The following is a 17,396-nucleotide window of genomic DNA, read 5'->3' as shown; positions in this document are numbered from 1 at the left end:
AGGTCACTTTCCCGGTTCGGGGTCGCGAGGCAGACCCAGGATTCGCTCACCGATGATGTTGAGCTGAACATTGGTTGTACCACCCGCGATGGACATGCACTGCGAGTTCAAGAACATCTGAGTTGCAGACATCCGATGCTGTTCGCCCAGAAGTGAACTCGGTCCGGCCCACTCCATTGCCACGTCCCAGACCTGCTGGATGTGCTCGACACCGATCAACTTTGCCACCGAGGACTCGGCGCCCGGCTGCGCGCCGGTGAGCGAGCGCAGCGTGGTGCGCAGACCGAGCAGACCGCCGGATTGCGCGTCGCACAGCACCTTTCCGAGAACGGTCAACTGCTCGTCGTCGATGCCACCGGGCAGTCCGTCGACCAGGCTCAGAAGAGCCTCGCCACCCGATCCGAGAGAGGAGTCGTTGGACAACGAGACACGCTCGTTGGCCAGCGTGGTGCGAGCGAGCTTCCAGCCGTCGCCTGGCTCGCCGACCAGGCACTCGTCAGGAACGAAGACGTCGTCGAAGAAGACTTCGTTGAACAGTGCTTCACCGGTGATCTCGCGCAGCGGACGAATGTCGAGGCCACTGTTCTTGATGTCGATGAGGAAGTAGGACAGGCCCTTGTGCTTGGGTGCGTCAGCGTCGGTGCGCGCGAGGCAGATTCCCCAGTGCGCGTCGCGTGCCATCGACGTCCATACCTTCTGGCCCTGCAACTTCCAGCCACCGTCGACCTTGGTGGCCTTGGTACTCAGGGCCGCGAGGTCGGAACCTGCGCCGGGCTCGGAGAAGAGCTGGCACCAGACTATGCCGCCGCGCAGTGACGGCGGGACGAACTTGGCAAGCTGCTCTTCGTTGCCGTGCGCGATGAGCGTCGGGATGACCCAGTTGCCGATGATCATGTCGTGCGGCTTGATCTTCGCCGCGCGCAATTCCTCGGCGATCACGAGCTGGCTGACAGCATCGGCGGACTTGCCCCACGGAGCCGTGAAGTGCGGTGCGGTGTAGCCCTTTTCCGCAAGATACGTCTTCTGCGCGGCACCTTCGAGTTCGAGTGCAGGAGCGATCTCGGCGCGAACGTCGGCGCGGATCGCCTCGGCCTCGGGCGGCAACTCGATGCTGAGCACGCGACGGGTGCCGGCAATGGTCAGCTCCGCAACACGACGACGCCAAGATGCCGTGGAACCCAGCAGAATTCGCAAGGACTGCGCGCGGCGCAGGTACAGGTGCGCGTCATGCTCCCACGTGTAACCGATTCCGCCGAGCACCTGGATGCAGTCACGCGTGACGGAAAAGCCTGCCTCCAGGGCCGTGGCCCCGGCGACTGCTGCTGCGAGAGAGGCCTCTTCGGCGTCGACGCCATTGGCGGGGGTCAGCGCACGCGCTGCGTCCCAAGCACAGACACGAGCCTGCTCGGCAAGAGCGAGCATGCGGGCGGCCTTGTGCTTGACTCCCTGGAACTGGCCGATCGCGCGACCGAACTGCTGACGCACCTTCGCGTAGTCGGCCGAGGTCGTGACTGCCCAGTCGGCCAAGCCTGATGCCTCGGCCGCGAACAGTGTTGCGGCAATGTCGAGTACACGCTGGGCATCGATGGCGAGGATCTCGGAATCAGCGAGGACCAAGCCGTCGACGGTGACCTCGGAGTTACGACGCACGACGTCATAGCTGGCCAAGTCCGTGACCTCGAGACGATCGCGTTCGAGCAACACGAATCCGCTGTCGGTCGCGAGCAGGAACACGTCGCCGACATGACCGCCGAGAATGTGGCTGGACGTACCACTCAGAGTGGCGACACCACCGTCGCGTGTGATCTTCAGTGAACCCGGCTGCAGTGCAACAGCTCCGAGAGTACTGCCGTCCACGAGCGCCGGTAGCCTGCCGGTCACCCCGGCATCGCTGAGTACGGCGCTGACCACTACCGTCGGCAGGAACGGTCCGGGAACCATCGAGCGTCCCAGTTCCTCGACGACGATAGCGAGTTCGACCAATCCGTATCCGGCACCGCCGAATTCCTCGGCTACGTGCAGTCCGAGAAGTCCCTGCTCGGCAAGCCCGTTCCAGAGTTGGGGGCGGGTTTCGACCTTCGCCTCGACCGCTTCACGGATGACGGTGGGTGTTGCGTGACGCGCCGCCCAGCCCCGTACGGAGTCGCGGAGGTCACGATCTTCTTCACTCAATCCAATAGTCATGTCTACCTCGTCAATTCGACAGTGTCAGTACGGGTCAGATGCGTTCGATGATGGTGGCGGTCGAGAGAGCGCCACCGGCGCACATCGTGACCAGAGCCGTCGACTTGTTCGAGCGCTCGAGTTCGTGCAGCGCAGTGGTGATCAGACGAGCACCCGTCGAGCCGACGGGATGCCCGAGCGCGATCGCACCACCGTTGACGTTGACCTTGGACAGGTCGGCGCCGTGAACCTGCGCCCAGGAGAGCACGACGGATGCAAATGCTTCGTTGATTTCGACGAGATCGATGTCGTCCAAGGTCATTTTGGCCTTGTCGAGCACCATCTGGGTGGATTCGATGGGACCGTCGAGGTGGTAGAACGGGTCGGATCCGATCATGCCGGACGCGATGATCCGCGCGCGGGGCTTCAATCCCAGTTCCTGTGCGCGCTCTTCGCTCATCAGCAGTACCGCAGCGGCGCCATCACTGATCTGCGACGAGTTTCCGGCGGTATGGATGTGGCCCTCGATAACCGGATTGAGCCCAGCGAGCGCTTCTGCCGTCGTCTTACGCAGTCCCCCGTCGCGAGTGACAGTGGCAATCTCACCAGTGGGCACGCCTTCCTTGTCCACCACCGGAGCCTTGACAGGAACGATCTCGCGGTCGAAGCGGCCTTCCGCCCAGGCCTGGGCTGCGCGGCGCTGCGACTCGAGACCGAAGGCGTCGACGTCGGCGCGCGTGATGCCGCGTTTTTCGGCGATGCGCTGCGCCGAGGTGAACTGATCACCCATGTCGATGGTCCAGTCGTCCGGGTACGGGTTCCCCGTTCCGGGCGCATTTGCCTGGCCCAGGAACACACGGCTCATGGCCTCGACGCCGCAGCCGATACCGGCCGAGATCTGATTGGAGGAAATCAGGCCGGAGATCAAATGCACTGCCTGCTGGGCAGATCCACAGGCGCAGTCGATAGTGGTTGCCGCTGTGCTGTACGGCAATCCGGCGTGCAGCCACGCCTGCCGCGTGACGTTGTTGGACTGCTCACCCGCCTGGGTGACACAGCCACCGATGATCTGTCCGATGTCTTCCGGTGCGACGCCTGCCCGCTCGAGAACGCCGAGCTGCGCTGCTCCCAGAATTTCGGCGGGGTGCAGTCCCGCCAGGGCGCCGCGACGACGGCCGATCGGTGTCCGAGCGGCCTCGACGATGACTGCATGACCCATGATGTTCGCTCCTTCGTGGAGTTTTCGGTCGGTGAGCTGGCTCACCGTTCAATTTTCTGTAATTTATTCTATTAATGATGTCAGGGCAATGTCCGGATTGACATCAACTCTGAACCTGTGCCGATCCAAAAATAGAATTGATTTCAATTTTGAAGACATGACGAACCCACCCCGAGGCGGGGCGAGGTCACGTCAGTGTCGTGAGAGATTCACCAGGAGCAGGTCGCATCCCTTGCGGATGTCGTACTCCGCATCGGGGATGGAGATTCGACCGTTGAGGCACGATTGGATAACCCCGAACCACAGCTGCATCAGCAGACGCAGCCCGGTGTTGTCTTCTTCGGTGGGGTTCTCGATCCCAGCCGCATCGAGGATGATCTGCCGGAATCCGCGATCGATCTTGCCCACGTCCGGCACCGTCGCGACGTTGGCGGTACTGGACGACTGCAGCATCGCAGTCGAGAGAGCCGGCCGACGCAGTAACCCGCGAGTGGCGCGAACCAATACCTCGTACACCGCATCCTGTGGATTGTCCGACTGAACCTGATGCCTGGCAAAGCTGGCACCGATCTGATCGATCTGCTCGACCATCACAGCGACGAAGAGGTGCGTCTTCGAGGGGAAATAGCGATAAAGAGTGCCGATGGCCACGCCCGCCCGCTTGGCGACCTCGTGCATCTGTACCCGTGAGAGTTCCTTCTCGGTCCCCAATTCGGCGGCCGCTTCCAGCATCCGCACATGGCGCGCCCGCTGCTCGTCCGAACTGGGCTCTGCAGCGTCCCTGACCTCGGCAATTCTCGGCAACGTCGCCCCCATCATCGATTCTGTGTCCCGGTCGCGAACGACCTCGCCAATTCTCTCATCTCGACCACCCATCTCGGCATATTGCCCGCTCAGTGGGACCTGGCATGGCCTTCTCTCGCCGTGCGGTATTCCGTGGACACCCCACCCTCTTGGAGTAAGGACGCAATGATGCAGGACTGGACCACCGAGTGCGACGTGTTGGTAGTCGGCTCCGGCGGCGGCGCGCTGACCGGCGCATACACCGCGGCAGCTCGAGGATTGACGACGATCGTCCTTGAGAAAACCGATCGCTTCGGCGGAACTTCCGCGTACTCGGGCGCATCCATCTGGCTGCCGGGAACCCAGGTACAGGAACGTGCGGGACTCCCCGACTCGACGGAGAACGCACGCACCTATCTACGCGCATTGCTCGGCGATTCCGAGTCCGAGCGCCAGAACGCCTATGTCGAGACCGCTCCCGATGTCGTCGCCCTACTCGAGCAGAACCCGCACATCGAATTCGAGTTCCGCGCGTTCCCCGACTACTACAAAGCCGAAGGCAGGATGGACACGGGACGCTCCATCAACCCACTGGATCTCGATCCGGCGGACATCGGTGAACTCGCCGGCAAGGTGCGTCCCGAACTCGACCAAGACCGGACCGGTCAAGGCCATGCGCCCGGCCCGATGATCGGTGGGCGCGCACTGATCGGCCGTCTGCTGGCCGCAGTCCAGAGCACGGGCAAGGCAGAACTTCGAACCGAATCCACTCTCACGTCCCTGATCGTCGAGGACGGACGAGTCGTCGGGGCCGAGGTCGAATCCGGCGGCGAAACCCAGCGAATCAAGGCGAACCGCGGTGTCCTGATGGCAGCGGGCGGCATCGAAGGCAACGCCGAGATGCGTGAGCAGGCCGGCACCCCCGGCAAGGCGATCTGGAGTATGGGTCCCTTCGGCGCCAACACCGGCGATGCGATCTCTGCCGGTATCGCTGTCGGTGGCGCAACCGCTTTGCTCGATCAGGCGTGGTTCTGCCCCGGCGTCGAGCAGCCGGACGGCAGTGCCGCCTTCATGGTCGGCGTTCGCGGCGGACTTGTCGTCGACAACGCTGGTGAGCGCTACCTCAACGAGTCGCTTCCGTACGACCAGTTCGGGCGAGCGATGGATGCGCACGACGACAACGGTTCGGCCGTACCGTCGTTCATGATCTTCGACTCGCGCGAGGGTGGCGGGCTGCCCGCCATTTGTATCCCGAATACCGCACCCGCCAAGCATCTCGAAGCCGGGACGTGGGTCGCCGCCGATACGCTCGAAGAACTCGCCGCCAAGACCGGACTGCCGGCCGACGCGCTGCGCAGCACCGTCGAAAAGTTCAACGATGCGGCAAAACTGGGCGTCGACGAAGAGTTCCACCGCGGCGAAGACCCGTACGACGCGTTCTTCTGCCCACCCAACGGCGGCGCGAATGCGGCACTGACGGCCGTCGAGAACGGTCCGTTCTACGCAGCCCGCATCGTCCTCAGTGACCTCGGCACCAAGGGCGGATTGGTCACTGACGTCGACGGCCGTGTCCTGCGCGCCGACGGCAGCGCCATCGACGGTCTGTACGCCGCCGGCAACACGAGTGCTTCATTGAGCGGGCGTTTCTACCCCGGCCCCGGAGTTCCGCTCGGTACTGCCATGGTCTTCTCCTACCGAGCAGCCCAGGACATGGCGAAGTGACGCACTAGATCGTAGAGCAGCAGATGATGGGGCAGCCGAATGGTAATCGGTTGCCCCATTCTCCTTCTCACGGTGTCGCGATGTTGAAATTCGGGTCGAACACGTCCATGATGTCGGCGAAACGCGACAGAGTCGAGACATCGCCGTCGTACGTGACCTTCCCGCTGTCGAGAATGGCGGACGCTTTGCCTGGTTGGAGCAGAATTCCGGCAAGTAGCGCCTTCGGGCCGGTGAGAGTCAGTTGTGCGTCGGGAGCACGTCCGGAGCGGGCGTTCAGCACCGCTCGACGCACCCACATGTTCCAGTCCTGCTTGGTGTCGGCAAAACTGAAATTGACGGAAATGTCGACGTCATCGGCCTTTTCCGCAACGAGATGTACTCCCGCGTAGTCGAAGAGCAGATCGATCGGCATCGCCAGAATCGTGTCGGTGCTGTCGGTATTGACCTGACCGGCGCCAGTCACCCCGTTCCGCAGTTCCATCGCAGTGGCGAGGAAGATCGACCGATACTGCGGTACTTCCTGCTGATACCCGAGTTGTTCGTAGGCATCGGCTTGTAGATTCTTCGCCTCGTCGTCAGCCGGGTCGGCGAAGACCAGATGATGCAGAAGTTGTACAGCCCAACGATAGTCACCCGCGTCGAAGGCGTTGCGGCCCTCGGCAAGTATCTTGTCCCGCCCGATCAAGTCGACGTGCCGCTTGGCGTGATCCTCGGGCAACAACGGCAAGATCGTCGCAGGATCGCCGTCCCAGAAACCGAGTTCCTTGTGGAAAACCGCGCGCACGTTGTGGTGTAGTCCGCCGTGGTAGTAACGGTTGTACCACTTCTGGCCGATGGCTTCCGGAAGTCGCACTACCTCTGCAGCTTCGAGCGGCGTGTAACCCTGGTTCGCGAATCGGAGCGCCTGGTCGTGGATGAACTTGTACATGTCTCGTTGTGATTCAAGGAATTCCACTACCGTGGCGTTCCCCCACACCGGCCACGTGTGCGGGCCGTGGTGCACTTCCACGTCGTCGCCCCACCGCACCAATGTCTCGTCCAGGTACCGCGCGAAATTTCGTGCATCTCGCGTGCGCGCACCACGGATCGTCTGGATGTTGTGCATCGAGTGATTGGCGTTCTCGGCACAGGTGAGTGCCTTGATGGCGGGAATCCAGATGTGCATCTCCTCCGGCGCCTCGGTGTCCGGGGCGTACAGGAACTCGAAGTCCCACCCACCGAGGTTGCGCACCTCACCGGTCTTGGTGATGCCGTCGGTGGGCGGGATGTAGGTCATGTGAATGTTCATGTTGTCGGCACCCGAACCCAGACCAACTGTCACCAGACCGCAATCACATTGCGGCAGAATCAAACCGAAGGTATACCCCATGCGTCGCGACATCGCATTGCCGGTGATGACGTTTTCACCGATCGCGAACTTGTTGAACGACTCGATGGTTCCGGGCGCGACGATCGGGATCTTGCCCGAAACCACGTCTGCCTCGTCGACGAGGCCCTTGACTCCGGCGTAGTGGTCGAAATGCGTGTGGGTGTAGATGATCGCGACGACAGGCTTGTTGTTGCCCAGTTCACGACGGAACAACGCAAGGCCCGCCTTGGCGAGATCGGCACTGGTGGTGGTGTCGATGACGACGAGTCCGTCGGGAGCGTCGACGATGGTGAGGTTTACTGCGAACCTGACCTGGTACAGACCGTCGACCACCTTGTAGAGCCCACAGCGCCTCACCAACTGCGACTGCCTCCACAGACTCGGGTTTACCGTCTCCGGAGCCTGTTTGTCATCGCCGATGTATTCGAGCGGTTGACCGTCGTGGATCAAATCGCCGTTGTCGTTGAAGACCTGGTCGTTGTCCCACCCGGCGATGAATCCGCGGTCGGCATCGCCGAAATCTGCTCGGTCCGACATCGGATAGTCATCTACTGCCGCGCGGTTGACCTCGACCGTGAACGGCGTTGCAGGCTTGGTCTCAGCACCCATGAGCACTTTCCTCCGATTCTCGTCTTCTCGCCCACGCAAGCACGCGACGCCATCGGACGTGACCTCACGCGGAACCCTCTGCAGCCAATCTGGTGGCCACACGGAATTCGCGCATCACCCGTCACAGGTGAGATGGCAACTGAACCCCCGGAGAGCAGGCAGATCACATCGAGCAGACCTCACTCGACGGAGGTCATTCGGCAGACGCTGCAGCTCGAAGCTCCTCACACATCGCCGTGAAGGCACCGTCGTCTGCAGGATCCGTCGGCACCGACAGTGCAATCCCGTCGCAGAGGCCCGCGTACTTCGAACTCACCACGTCGGGGAGTTCCGCATAAGTGCATTGTGTGATCAAGATGTCGAGAACATCGTCGGTGAGGACGGCAGGTAACTGGGCCCAGTCACCTGCCCGCGCCATCACTGTCAGCTCCTCCCCGATCTCGGACAATCCGAGGACCTCCAGCGCGACTCGGTACGCCGGAGTGGAGTAGAGAAAGGCGAGTTCGCTGCGCACCGCTTCTCGCTGCGCGATGATCGCGGCCCGATCTTTGCCGGTGATCGTCTTCGGAACGACAATCAGTCTCGGCTTCCTCCCACCGCCCGTCAATGACGGAATGATCCTCTCCGCGAGCACCTTCGGATGGGAGCTCGTGGGGTGAGCCACAAATCCATCGGCGACGTCGCCCGCGAGGGAGCACATCCGTGAGTTCACTCCCCCGGTCCAGATCTCCGGAGCCGGAACACCGATCTGCCCCGGGCTGAAATAGGGTTGCAGCCTGTTGAAAGTGTAGTGCGAACCGGCATAGTCGAGTTTGCCGCCCGTTTGGAACACGCGAAATATCTCACGCACAGCGCCGACGTAATCACGCAGTTGCGCAACAGGATCCGTCCACGGCATCGAATACCGTCCGACGATGTTCCCCCGCACCTGCGTCGCAAGCCCCAATTGGAATCGTCCACCGGAGAAGTCCGCCAGATCCCACGCGGCCAAAGCCGTCACCATGGGACTGCGCGCAAATGCGACAACCATCGACGTCCGGACGGTGAGGGTGGTGCTGTGTTCGACGGCGAGTGCTGCCACCGCAAAAGGATCGCGGACGGTCTCGGAGATGTGCACCGTGTCGAAACCGAGTTTCTCGATGCGTTCGACGTGCTGAGCTATCTGCCGCAGCGGAGTGTCGGCAGGTAGCGAGGTCACCAATTCCATGTCAGCCCAACGGCTCCAGGCGAATCGACAACAGCTTTCCTTCGTTGGCGACCTTACGAGCGTGCTCGTTGAAGTCCGGTGCGGCGCAGACGAACAGCGTACGTCCGTCGGAGCCGCCGAGCCCGCACGCGAAGACACCGCTGTCGAAGGCAATTTCATCGATTATCTTGCCGGCGCTCACATGAAGAACACGACTTCCGAGGGCGTCGGCCACCCACATCGAATCGTCTCCGTCGATGCAGCATCCGTCGGGCGCAACGACGATCTGAGCGAGAGTGGTCTCCATCTCAGGTCCACCAGGTACCGGCCCGAACGACGCCCAATCACGGCGTTCGCTCAGGGAGCCGTCGGCCTGGACCGCAAACGCACTGATTCGATTTCCCAGCGTTTCGTCCACGAGCAGATCTCCGGTCGACGTCAGAGCCATACCGTTGGGGAAGTGGAGATCTCGCGCCACGACGTGTACCGATCCGTCCGGGTCGACGCGCAGGAGATCTGCCGTTTCGACCGGAGCCAGGTTCATCAGGTCGAACCCGAAGTTGCCCACGTACGCTCGTCCCTGCGCATCGACCAGCATGTCGTTGACGTTGGCACTGACGTACTCGGACAAGTCTGCGTGCACCACCACCTCGCCGTCGGATTCTCGCCGCAGAATCTTCTGGTCCCGCATGGAGACCACCAGCAATCTGCCGTCCGGAAGCCACCCCAGCCCCGACGGTTGCCCTGGAACCTCCGCCTCCACGCGTATGTCGGTCCCGTCCTCGCGGGCCGAAATCACCTGGTAGGTATAGAAGTCCGACACCCAAACCCGGTTTTCGTGCCAGCGTGGGCATTCGAAGTAGGTATAACCCTCGAGAACTACCGCAACCTCTGGTGCCATCAGGCTCTCCCACGTCGGTGATTGAATGGTGTATTCACTCCATTCAATCATCGGTGCCCCGGTGGCGGTGTCCGATTCCCGACTACTCGCCGCGGTACACCTGGTCCAGCACGTCGAACGCGGATTCCCACCCGTCGTAGACGTTGCCGTCGCCCTTGAAACCCGGCACCCCGACCAGATGGAATGTCATCTCGGTCTTGTCGCCCCGATCTGCGAGCGTGACCGTGATTCGCGGCGCAGTATCCACCGAATCTCCTGGATCTCCCCAGGTGAAGACTAGTTTCTTCGGCTCGTCGACCTCGAGATAGGTTCCGCCGGTGGGGAACTCGGCACCATTCTCGTCGTTGATCATCAGGTAGCGGTACGTTCCGCCAACTCTGGGATCGATCGTGACGTGCTCCCGAGGGCTGCTGACACCCTCAGGGTGCCACCAACGCGCCGCCTCGTCGGGATCGGTCCACGCTTGCCAGACGAGATCGCGCGGCGCGTCGAAGATCCGGGTGATGGTGAATTCTGCAGTGGCATCGGCATTCTGGTCACTCATTGTCCTTCTCCTTCTTCGGTCGACGTTGTTTCAGCTCACGTAGACGCTCGTCGAGAAGATCGAAGCGTTCGTTCCAACCGCGCCGGTGCTCGTCGACCCAGGCGCTCGCGTCGTCGAGACCCTCTGCGCGAAGGGTGCATGTGCGCCATTGCGCGGTGGCGGTTCGTTCGATGAGACCGGCTCGCTCGAGCACCTTCAGATGCTGCGAGATGGCGGGTCTACTCATTTCGAACGGCTCGGCCAGCTCACCGACGGTCTTCGAACCATCCGTCAGGCGAGAGAGCATTTCACGCCTCGTCGGGTCGGCCAGTGCGCTGAACACTGCATCGAGCCGGCCACTTCGCGCATCCATGTAAGCAACTCCTTAATTAAGGAATAACTTAAACATAGAACTCGAGATCGTGGCCGTCAACCCTTTCAACTCCAGGTGTACCGAAGCCGCTCGACGATTGTCGCCTCGTCCATCTGGGAGAACGTCTCCCGCTCGGCTCCCTTCACTGACACCAATGCTTCGACGATCGATTCCCCGAAGATTTTCTTCGCCGCCGAGGAACAGCTGAAATTCTGCACGAGCGCGCCGAGGTCGGTGGGGACTCGGGTCACCCCGCGCTCATCACGTTCCGCCTCTGTGAGAGTCGACGGGTTCACCACCATTTCCGGAGGCAATTGCGCGGAATTGTCGATACCGATATGCGAAAGACCCAGTATCGCAGCGGTGGCCAGGTACGGATTGGCCGACGGATCGACGAGTTTCAGTTCGGCGTTGGCGCCGTGTGGATTCGACGGCGACTCTGCGCAGAACCTCAGTGCGGCTTCCCGGTTCTCGAGCCCCCAACAGACGTAGGCGCCCGACCAATTGTCCGGCCGCAGCCTGATACCCGAAAGTGGAGAGGACGCAAAGACAACGGTGAATTCCGCCAGATGAGCGAGGACTCCACCCAAGGCGGAAGCTCCCGCATCCGTCATTCCGTGCTCCCGATTGCCACCGGAGAAAATTGGCCTACCATCTGCGGTCAACGAAAAATGTTGGTGCGCACCGTTCCCCGCACCACCAATAGCAGGGATCGGCGAGAACGAGGCCGTCCAGCCGTGAGCTCTGGCCGTACGGCTGATCAGTATCCGAGCCAAGACCACCAGATCAGCGGCCTGAACAGGAGCACTCGGAGCGATCGACATCTCGAATTGATCTACTCCGTACTCGGCATGGACTTGCTCGATATGCAGTTGTGCACGTTCGGCATTGCGCAGGAGGTCCTTGAGGAAGTCTTCGCGACCGAGGACTGCGCCCAGACCGTAGGCCGACCACTCACCGCCGCACGCATCACCGAAAAGAGTGAACTCGATCTCGTGGCCCACCCGAGCGTCCAGTCCGTCGGCAGCAAGCCGCGCCACGACCGCGGCAAGCGCGGAACGAGTGCACACGGCGGCCGTGGAACCGTCTTGCTCGTGCAACGTCGCCGGTGCCCACGACACACCCCCGCCGAGATCGCGGAGGTCGGATCGGTCGATACGCAATCGGAGATCACCGACGACCGAGAAGGAATCGGTGAAGGCAATCCGATCGTCGCTACAGAAGACGTTCCAGCTCGGTGAGACTCCCGCACCGACTTCCTCGAAGACACCGGTTCGAGCCGCGGGCATCACTTTCGCGCGAGCGACACCTGCCATGTCGACGATCGAGCCGATGGTCAGAGCCGGAACTTCCCTCATCCAAAGGCAAATACCCCACCCGGTGGCGCGCCAACCCGTCAGATCAGGTTGTCCTCCACCGGCAGTCCGAACGCCGCCCGGCCGTACAGCGCCAACGCGCGCTCGGGTTCGTTGGCAACGTGAACGCTGCCCGCATGAACGTCACGCCACGCACGCTCGATCGGGTTTCCGCGGGAGAGGGAGTTGCCGCCTGCCGTCTTGAACAGCATGTCGATCGCTTCCACCGAGCGTTCCGTCGCGCGAACCTGGTCACGACGCGTACGCAACCTCATCGAGAGTGGGAGCTCCTGACCGGCGACCGCAAGTTCGTACATCTCCCGGATGTTGCGATCCATCTGCAGAATCGCAGCGTCGATCTCCGACGACGCACGTGCGACGGCGACCTGAGCGAACTGGTCCTCACTGAACCGTCCGCCACCCAGGCTCAGACGGACGCGCTCACGCATCACGTCCAGGTACCCCTCGTAACAACCGGCGACGATGCCCACACACGGAGCAGCGACCGTCGAGGTGAAGATGCTCCCGAACGGAAGTTTGTACAGCGGACCAGGATTGACCGCTTGGCCGGGCCCACTCAGTTGCGCTGTTTCGTAATTGCGTTTCAAGCGGTGCTCGGGAACGAACGCGTTCTTGACCACGATCTCGTTGCTCGCGGTACCTCTCATTCCCACGACGTCCCAGACGTCGCGGATCTCGTAATCGGTGCGCGGCACCAGCACCGTCATGAAGTCGACGGGACGGCCGTCCACGCCGACCACCATCGCTCCCAGCAATGCCCAACTTGCGTGGTCACAGCCGGAGGAGAAACCCCACTGGCCCGACAGTTCGTAGCCACCGTCCACCGCCGTCAGTCGTCCGACCGGTGCGTAGGCGGACGAGATGAGCGTCGTCTGATCCTCTCCCCACACGTCGTCCTGCGCTCGGTCGTCGAAAAGCGCCAGGTGCCACGGGTGCACTCCCACCACCGAGGCGACCCAACCGGTCGAGCCACAGGCAGCGGAGATGGCCCTGATGACTTCGTAGAAGTGGACCGGGTCGCTCTCGGCGCCTCCGTATCTCTTCGGCGCAAGCATGGAGAAGACACCGGCTTCGGACAGTTCCCGGATGGTCCGTTCGGAGATCTTGCGCGAATCGTCGACCTTCTGAGCACGGGCCGCGATCTTCGGAAGCAGATCACGGACGGTACTCAGAACCTTGTTGACCATGGGAGACACTCCTCGCACCGAACCGTGAGGGAGCGGATCGGCAGATAGACATAACGGCTGCCTCGCCACGATATGTCGGTCGCGCGTTCCGGTGATCGGAAGTCCCGAAGGCCGGGACGAGCCGCCGGATCCTCGCGCTCTCCGCTGGTCCCGGCCAGTGAGACGAGGCCCCAGAGGCAATTCACGCTCCCCTAGCGTCGGGCGTCGACACTGACCCTGGAAAGGACGGGACTCATCGTGACGATCAATCAGTCCGACAACGACGAAGTTCGCGAGATCCAAGCTGGAACCGCGCCTACTCGCTTTGCACGTGGATGGCACTGCATTGGGCTCACGGAGTCCTTCAAGGACGGCCAGCCGCACTCCATCGAGGCGTTCGGCACCAAGCTCGTCGTCTTCGCCGACAGTGAAGGCAACGTCAAGATCCTCGACGCGTACTGCCGTCACATGGGTGGCGACCTGAGCCAGGGCACCATCAAGGGCGACGCCATTGCCTGTCCGTTCCACGATTGGCGCTGGGGCGGCAACGGCAAGTGCCAGAAGATTCCGTACGCACGCCGCGTTCCCCCGCTGGCCAAGACGCGCGCATGGCAGACGCTCGACCAGGACGGCATGCTCTTCGTCTGGCACGACCCCGAGGGCAACCCGCCGACCGACGACGTAGCCATCCCCCGCATCGAAGGCGCGCTCAGCGACGAGTGGAGCGACTGGGTCTGGTACACCACGACCGTCGACACGAACTGCCGTGAAATCGTCGACAACATCGTCGACATGGCCCACTTCTTCTACGTCCACTACTCGTTCCCGACGTACTTCAAGAACGTCTTCGAAGGCCACGCCGCAACGCAGTACATGCGCGGCGTCGCTCGCTCGGACATGCGTCCCCACGCGGCAGGCACCCCGAAGATGGTGGGAAGCAACTCGGTTGCGACGTACTTCGGTCCTTCCTTCATGGTCGACGACCTGACCTACGAGTACGAGGACTACAACGTCGAGTCCGTGCTCATCAACTGCCACTACCCGGTCAGCGCGGACAAGTTCGTGCTCCAGTACGGCATCATCGTCAAGAAGTCGGATCGTTTCCAGGGCGAAGCCGCCGACGCGATGGCCGCGAACTTCGGCACGTTCATCGCCAAGGGATTCGAGCAGGACGTCGAGATCTGGAAGAACAAGACTCGCATCGAGAATCCGCTCCTGTGCGAAGAAGACGGCCCGGTCTACCAGCTCCGTCGCTGGTACGAACAGTTCTACGTCGACGTCGCGGACATCGCTCCCGAGATGACCGAGCGCTTCGAATTCGAACTCGACACCGCGCGACCCGTCGCCGCCTGGCAGAAGGAAGTCGAAGACAACCTCGCTGCGAAGAAGGCAGACGAAGATGCAGCCTCTTCAGTGCGCTGAGTGCAAGGCGCAGGTCCTGGTCCAGAAGAACAGTTGGGAACACACCACCGTTCAGTGGAGTGACCAGGCCCGCGCCCAGTGCCTCGAAATCGCCGACGACCGTGAATTCGGGCAACGTGAGGGACGACCCGGTGCTCCCCGCAAGGAGTGCGGCGCCTTGATCGCGTCGATCGTGAACGCTGCAACAGCGGGCGAGCTCGAGATTCTCAACGACGAGCCGGTGCCTCAGCCGATCGTCGACGACAGCGAACCAGTACCGGCTCCGTTTCACTAGTCAAGCCAACATCTTTCGAAGAAGGTAGTAATGATCGATCCTCAGTACTACGGCCCGTGGGCAGTCATCGCCGGCGGTTCCGAAGGTGTCGGCGCGGGGTTCGCCGACGAGCTCAGCAAGATCGGCATCAACCTCGTTCTCATCGCCCGCAAGCCGGGCCCACTCGAGGAGACCGCAGCCAAGGCACGCGCCAACGGCGTCGAAGTACGCACTCTCGCACTGGATCTATTGGTTCCCGACGCGCTCGATCAGATCAAGGCGGTCACCGACGACGTCGAGGTCGGCCTGCTCATCTTCAACGCCGGCGCCAACAGCTACGGCCACGAGTTCGTGACCGGTGATCTGACGGGATTTACCGGAGTCATCGAGCTGAACATCAACAAGCAGCTCGAACTCTCGCACCACTTCGGCGGTTTGATGAAGGATCGCGGACGAGGCGGCATCATGCTGCTCGGTTCGCTGGCCGGATTCATGGGCTCCGAGCACCAGAGCATCTACGCGGCCTCGAAAGCTTTCGGTCGCATCTTCGCCGAAAGCCTGTGGCTCGAACTCCAGCCGTACGGCGTTCACGTCGTCGAGTTCATTCTCGGTGTCACTCGCACCCCGGCCATGATTCGCGCGGGATTGAACTTCGACATTCCGGGTATGAACGTCGCCGAGCCCGAAGATGTTGCACGTGAAGGTCTCGAACACCTTGCCGACGGCCCGATCTGGGTTGCTGCAGGAAACTACGAAGGCGCCAAGAAGCGCAGCGGCTTCCCCCGAGACAAGATGGTCAAGGGCGCTGCCGAAGCGATGCGCAAGCTGCTGAACCGCTGACATCTGCTGTGCGCCTTTATTAACCCCCCGACGTTAAGAAAGGCGCACAGCATGAGCGTCGACATCACCACCCTTCTCGACGAACGTGAAATCACCCGCTCCATCTTCGAGTTCGCCCGAGCCATGGATGCGCGAGAGTGGGATGAACTCCACCGGATCATGACGCCGGACGCTACGGCGGAACTGGGAACCGGAACTCTGTGCGGACCTGCCGAGGTAGTGGCTTCCATCCGCTCGTTCCTCGACGAGTGCGGTCCGACCCAACATCTGATCGGCAACGTGCTGGTCGAGGTGGTCGGCGATCTCGCCACCAGCCGCTCCTACGTCAGTGACATGCACGTGGGCACCGGGAGCAAAGCTCACCTGAACTTCTTCACGCTCGGCGACTACCACGATTCGTGGTCGCGAATCGACGGAACGTGGCGAATGACGCACCGCACCAAGCATTCACACGCCAGTCAGGGATCCATCGAGGTTCTGGGAGCCGGCCCCAACGGTTGGCGGAGCTGACTCAGCTCAACATCGACGACCGGCCGGTCGCGAGTGGACTCTTGCTGGTGAGTCCGCCGTCGACCACCAAGGTCTGCCCCGTCATGTAGCGAGATTCATCCGACGCCAGGTAGACCATGGCGTGTGCGATGTCTTCGGGTTCGCCGAGGTAAGGCAGGGCGTTGGCCTGCTTCATGCCTTCGATGACGTCAGCAGGGATGTTGTCCACGAGTGCGGGTGTCATGATCGCACCCGGCGCTACGGCGTTGCACCGAACACCGTTTGCTCCGTACTGAACTGCAATGTATTGAGTCAACCGGATGACCGCCGCCTTGGCAGACCCATAGGCCGACTGCAGGGAGTCTCCGATCAATCCACCGACCGAGGCCGTGTTGACGATCGACCCTCCGCCGCCGCTGTTCATGTGCGGAATGGCAAGGCGTGAAGCGACGACAGTGCTGCGCACGTTGAGGGACATCACGCGATCCCACTCGTCCAGGTCCATCCGGAGCAGGTCGAGATCTTTGCGCGGATTGCTACCGCCCACGTGATTGCACAAGACGTTGATGCCGCCGAATTCGGCGACCGCCTTTTCGATCATCGCGGCCAGGGAGTCCTCGTTCATGACGTCGACGCCGAAACCCAGTGCAGTGCCACCGGTCTCGCGAATCGCCACCGCCGCTTCCTCTGCTCGCGCCGGATCGAGGTCGGCAACCAGCACCGCGGCACCTTCTGCCGCCATGAGTTGTGCTGCGGCACGCCCGATTCCACTGGCGGCGCCGGTGATCACTACCTTCTTGCCTTCGAGCCTGTTCATGTCTGTTCCCTTCGCGGACAATCGCCATACCCGGATCTCACGTGCCCGGAATTGACAGCTGGGCGATTACCCGATCACTACCAGTGAACGCAGGATCGACAGCCGCGTCCAACTTTCTTGAATGAACTCACAAGTACGTGACCATGGCCCGCGCACCTGCTACACCGCCGAAATCGAGTGGCGAC

16 protein-coding genes are annotated in these 17,396 nt (G+C 62.1%); 5 read left to right on the top strand and 11 right to left on the bottom strand.

Features of this window, described 5'->3' with window-relative positions:
* Window positions 1-3: 3 nt before the first annotated feature.
* From G8767_RS01170 to G8767_RS01160, 3 genes are all read right to left on the bottom strand, one after another.
* Window positions 4-2,184 carry an acyl-CoA dehydrogenase gene (locus tag G8767_RS01170; RefSeq protein ID WP_166809111.1) on the bottom strand — a complete coding sequence of 727 codons (2,181 nt, stop codon included), beginning with the start codon at window positions 2,182-2,184 and terminating at the stop codon, window positions 4-6.
* Window positions 2,185-2,218: 34 nt separating this feature from the next.
* The gene (locus G8767_RS01165; protein WP_166809469.1) at window positions 2,219-3,382 is read right to left on the bottom strand and encodes a steroid 3-ketoacyl-CoA thiolase; all 1,164 of its coding nucleotides are present in this window, start codon (window positions 3,380-3,382) and stop codon (window positions 2,219-2,221) included.
* 192 nt (window positions 3,383-3,574) lie between these two features.
* Window positions 3,575-4,201 carry a TetR family transcriptional regulator gene (locus G8767_RS01160; RefSeq protein WP_095968846.1) on the bottom strand — a complete coding sequence of 209 codons (627 nt, stop codon included), beginning with the start codon at window positions 4,199-4,201 and terminating at the stop codon, window positions 3,575-3,577.
* A gap of 153 nt (window positions 4,202-4,354) precedes the next feature.
* Here G8767_RS01160 and G8767_RS01155 point away from each other — a divergent pair, with 153 nt between their 5' ends.
* A complete protein-coding gene (locus tag G8767_RS01155; RefSeq protein WP_206028791.1) occupies window positions 4,355-5,887 on the top strand; it encodes an FAD-dependent oxidoreductase in 1,533 nt (510 codons plus the stop codon).
* 67 nt (window positions 5,888-5,954) lie between these two features.
* On the opposite strand, the gene G8767_RS01150 is transcribed toward G8767_RS01155, so the two are convergent.
* From G8767_RS01150 to hsaA, 7 genes are all read right to left on the bottom strand, one after another.
* A complete protein-coding gene (locus G8767_RS01150) occupies window positions 5,955-7,865 on the bottom strand; it encodes an alkyl sulfatase dimerization domain-containing protein (protein ID WP_166809109.1) in 1,911 nt (636 codons plus the stop codon).
* A gap of 193 nt (window positions 7,866-8,058) precedes the next feature.
* Window positions 8,059-9,072: a TIGR03617 family F420-dependent LLM class oxidoreductase gene (locus tag G8767_RS01145; RefSeq protein ID WP_166809108.1), complete on the bottom strand. Its 1,014-nt coding sequence runs from the start codon at window positions 9,070-9,072 to the stop codon at window positions 8,059-8,061.
* A 1-nt stretch (window position 9,073) separates the two neighbouring features.
* Window positions 9,074-9,952: an SMP-30/gluconolactonase/LRE family protein gene (locus G8767_RS01140; RefSeq protein WP_166809107.1), complete on the bottom strand. Its 879-nt coding sequence runs from the start codon at window positions 9,950-9,952 to the stop codon at window positions 9,074-9,076.
* A gap of 82 nt (window positions 9,953-10,034) precedes the next feature.
* Window positions 10,035-10,496, bottom strand: coding sequence for an SRPBCC domain-containing protein (locus tag G8767_RS01135; RefSeq protein ID WP_124569623.1), 462 nt, complete (start codon window positions 10,494-10,496; stop codon window positions 10,035-10,037).
* Window positions 10,489-10,848 (bottom strand): metalloregulator ArsR/SmtB family transcription factor, encoded by a 360-nt coding sequence (locus G8767_RS01130; protein WP_166809106.1) that lies wholly within the window; start codon window positions 10,846-10,848, stop codon window positions 10,489-10,491. The genes G8767_RS01135 and G8767_RS01130 overlap by 8 nt, the downstream gene beginning before the upstream one ends.
* 65 nt (window positions 10,849-10,913) lie before the next feature.
* Window positions 10,914-12,206 carry a glutamine synthetase family protein gene (locus G8767_RS01125; RefSeq protein WP_166809105.1) on the bottom strand — a complete coding sequence of 431 codons (1,293 nt, stop codon included), beginning with the start codon at window positions 12,204-12,206 and terminating at the stop codon, window positions 10,914-10,916.
* A gap of 38 nt (window positions 12,207-12,244) precedes the next feature.
* Window positions 12,245-13,411 carry a 3-hydroxy-9,10-secoandrosta-1,3,5(10)-triene-9,17-dione monooxygenase oxygenase subunit gene (gene hsaA, locus G8767_RS01120; protein ID WP_166809104.1) on the bottom strand — a complete coding sequence of 389 codons (1,167 nt, stop codon included), beginning with the start codon at window positions 13,409-13,411 and terminating at the stop codon, window positions 12,245-12,247.
* A 237-nt stretch (window positions 13,412-13,648) separates the two neighbouring features.
* Between hsaA and G8767_RS01115 the strand changes: the two genes are divergently transcribed.
* The 4 genes from G8767_RS01115 to G8767_RS01100 are packed head-to-tail and all read left to right on the top strand — an operon-like array spanning window position 13,649 to window position 16,415.
* Window positions 13,649-14,812: a Rieske 2Fe-2S domain-containing protein gene (locus tag G8767_RS01115; protein ID WP_095968458.1), complete on the top strand. Its 1,164-nt coding sequence runs from the start codon at window positions 13,649-13,651 to the stop codon at window positions 14,810-14,812.
* Complete coding sequence (locus tag G8767_RS01110; protein WP_021331969.1) at window positions 14,790-15,086, top strand: hypothetical protein; 297 nt, start codon at window positions 14,790-14,792, stop codon at window positions 15,084-15,086. Before G8767_RS01115 ends, G8767_RS01110 begins: the two co-directional genes overlap by 23 nt.
* A 30-nt stretch (window positions 15,087-15,116) precedes the next feature.
* Window positions 15,117-15,905 carry an SDR family NAD(P)-dependent oxidoreductase gene (locus tag G8767_RS01105; RefSeq protein ID WP_166809103.1) on the top strand — a complete coding sequence of 263 codons (789 nt, stop codon included), beginning with the start codon at window positions 15,117-15,119 and terminating at the stop codon, window positions 15,903-15,905.
* Window positions 15,906-15,956: 51 nt separating this feature from the next.
* The gene (locus tag G8767_RS01100) at window positions 15,957-16,415 is read left to right on the top strand and encodes a nuclear transport factor 2 family protein (protein WP_166809102.1); all 459 of its coding nucleotides are present in this window, start codon (window positions 15,957-15,959) and stop codon (window positions 16,413-16,415) included.
* A 1-nt stretch (window position 16,416) separates the two neighbouring features.
* Here G8767_RS01100 and G8767_RS01095 read toward each other — a convergent pair whose 3' ends face one another.
* On the bottom strand, window positions 16,417-17,211 hold the full coding sequence (locus G8767_RS01095) for an SDR family NAD(P)-dependent oxidoreductase (protein ID WP_095968455.1): 795 nt from the start codon (window positions 17,209-17,211) through the stop codon (window positions 16,417-16,419).
* Window positions 17,212-17,396 lie beyond the last annotated feature (185 nt).

It is taken from the genome of Rhodococcus sp. IC4_135, assembly GCF_011602025.1.
In the GTDB taxonomy this organism is placed as follows: domain Bacteria; phylum Actinomycetota; class Actinomycetes; order Mycobacteriales; family Mycobacteriaceae; genus Rhodococcus_F; species Rhodococcus_F baikonurensis.
The sequence above is the reverse complement of the archived record's forward strand: the minus strand, read 5'-3'. Positions and strand labels throughout refer to the sequence as shown.

Coding starts and splice junctions, on each gene's coding strand:
- G8767_RS01170 (WP_166809111.1), bottom strand. CDS start 2,184: ATGACTATTGGATTGAGTGAAGAAGATCGTGACCTCCGCGACTCCGTA.
- G8767_RS01165 (WP_166809469.1), bottom strand. CDS start 3,382: ATGGGTCATGCAGTCATCGTCGAGGCCGCTCGGACACCGATCGGCCGT.
- G8767_RS01160 (WP_095968846.1), bottom strand. CDS start 4,201: ATGATGGGGGCGACGTTGCCGAGAATTGCCGAGGTCAGGGACGCTGCA.
- G8767_RS01155 (WP_206028791.1), top strand. CDS start 4,355: ATGCAGGACTGGACCACCGAGTGCGACGTGTTGGTAGTCGGCTCCGGC.
- G8767_RS01150 (WP_166809109.1), bottom strand. CDS start 7,865: ATGGGTGCTGAGACCAAGCCTGCAACGCCGTTCACGGTCGAGGTCAAC.
- G8767_RS01145 (WP_166809108.1), bottom strand. CDS start 9,072: ATGGAATTGGTGACCTCGCTACCTGCCGACACTCCGCTGCGGCAGATA.
- G8767_RS01140 (WP_166809107.1), bottom strand. CDS start 9,952: ATGGCACCAGAGGTTGCGGTAGTTCTCGAGGGTTATACCTACTTCGAA.
- G8767_RS01135 (WP_124569623.1), bottom strand. CDS start 10,496: ATGAGTGACCAGAATGCCGATGCCACTGCAGAATTCACCATCACCCGG.
- G8767_RS01130 (WP_166809106.1), bottom strand. CDS start 10,848: ATGGATGCGCGAAGTGGCCGGCTCGATGCAGTGTTCAGCGCACTGGCC.
- G8767_RS01125 (WP_166809105.1), bottom strand. CDS start 12,206: ATGAGGGAAGTTCCGGCTCTGACCATCGGCTCGATCGTCGACATGGCA.
- hsaA (WP_166809104.1), bottom strand. CDS start 13,411: ATGGTCAACAAGGTTCTGAGTACCGTCCGTGATCTGCTTCCGAAGATC.
- G8767_RS01110 (WP_021331969.1), top strand. CDS start 14,790: ATGCAGCCTCTTCAGTGCGCTGAGTGCAAGGCGCAGGTCCTGGTCCAG.
- G8767_RS01105 (WP_166809103.1), top strand. CDS start 15,117: ATGATCGATCCTCAGTACTACGGCCCGTGGGCAGTCATCGCCGGCGGT.
- G8767_RS01100 (WP_166809102.1), top strand. CDS start 15,957: ATGAGCGTCGACATCACCACCCTTCTCGACGAACGTGAAATCACCCGC.
- G8767_RS01095 (WP_095968455.1), bottom strand. CDS start 17,211: ATGAACAGGCTCGAAGGCAAGAAGGTAGTGATCACCGGCGCCGCCAGT.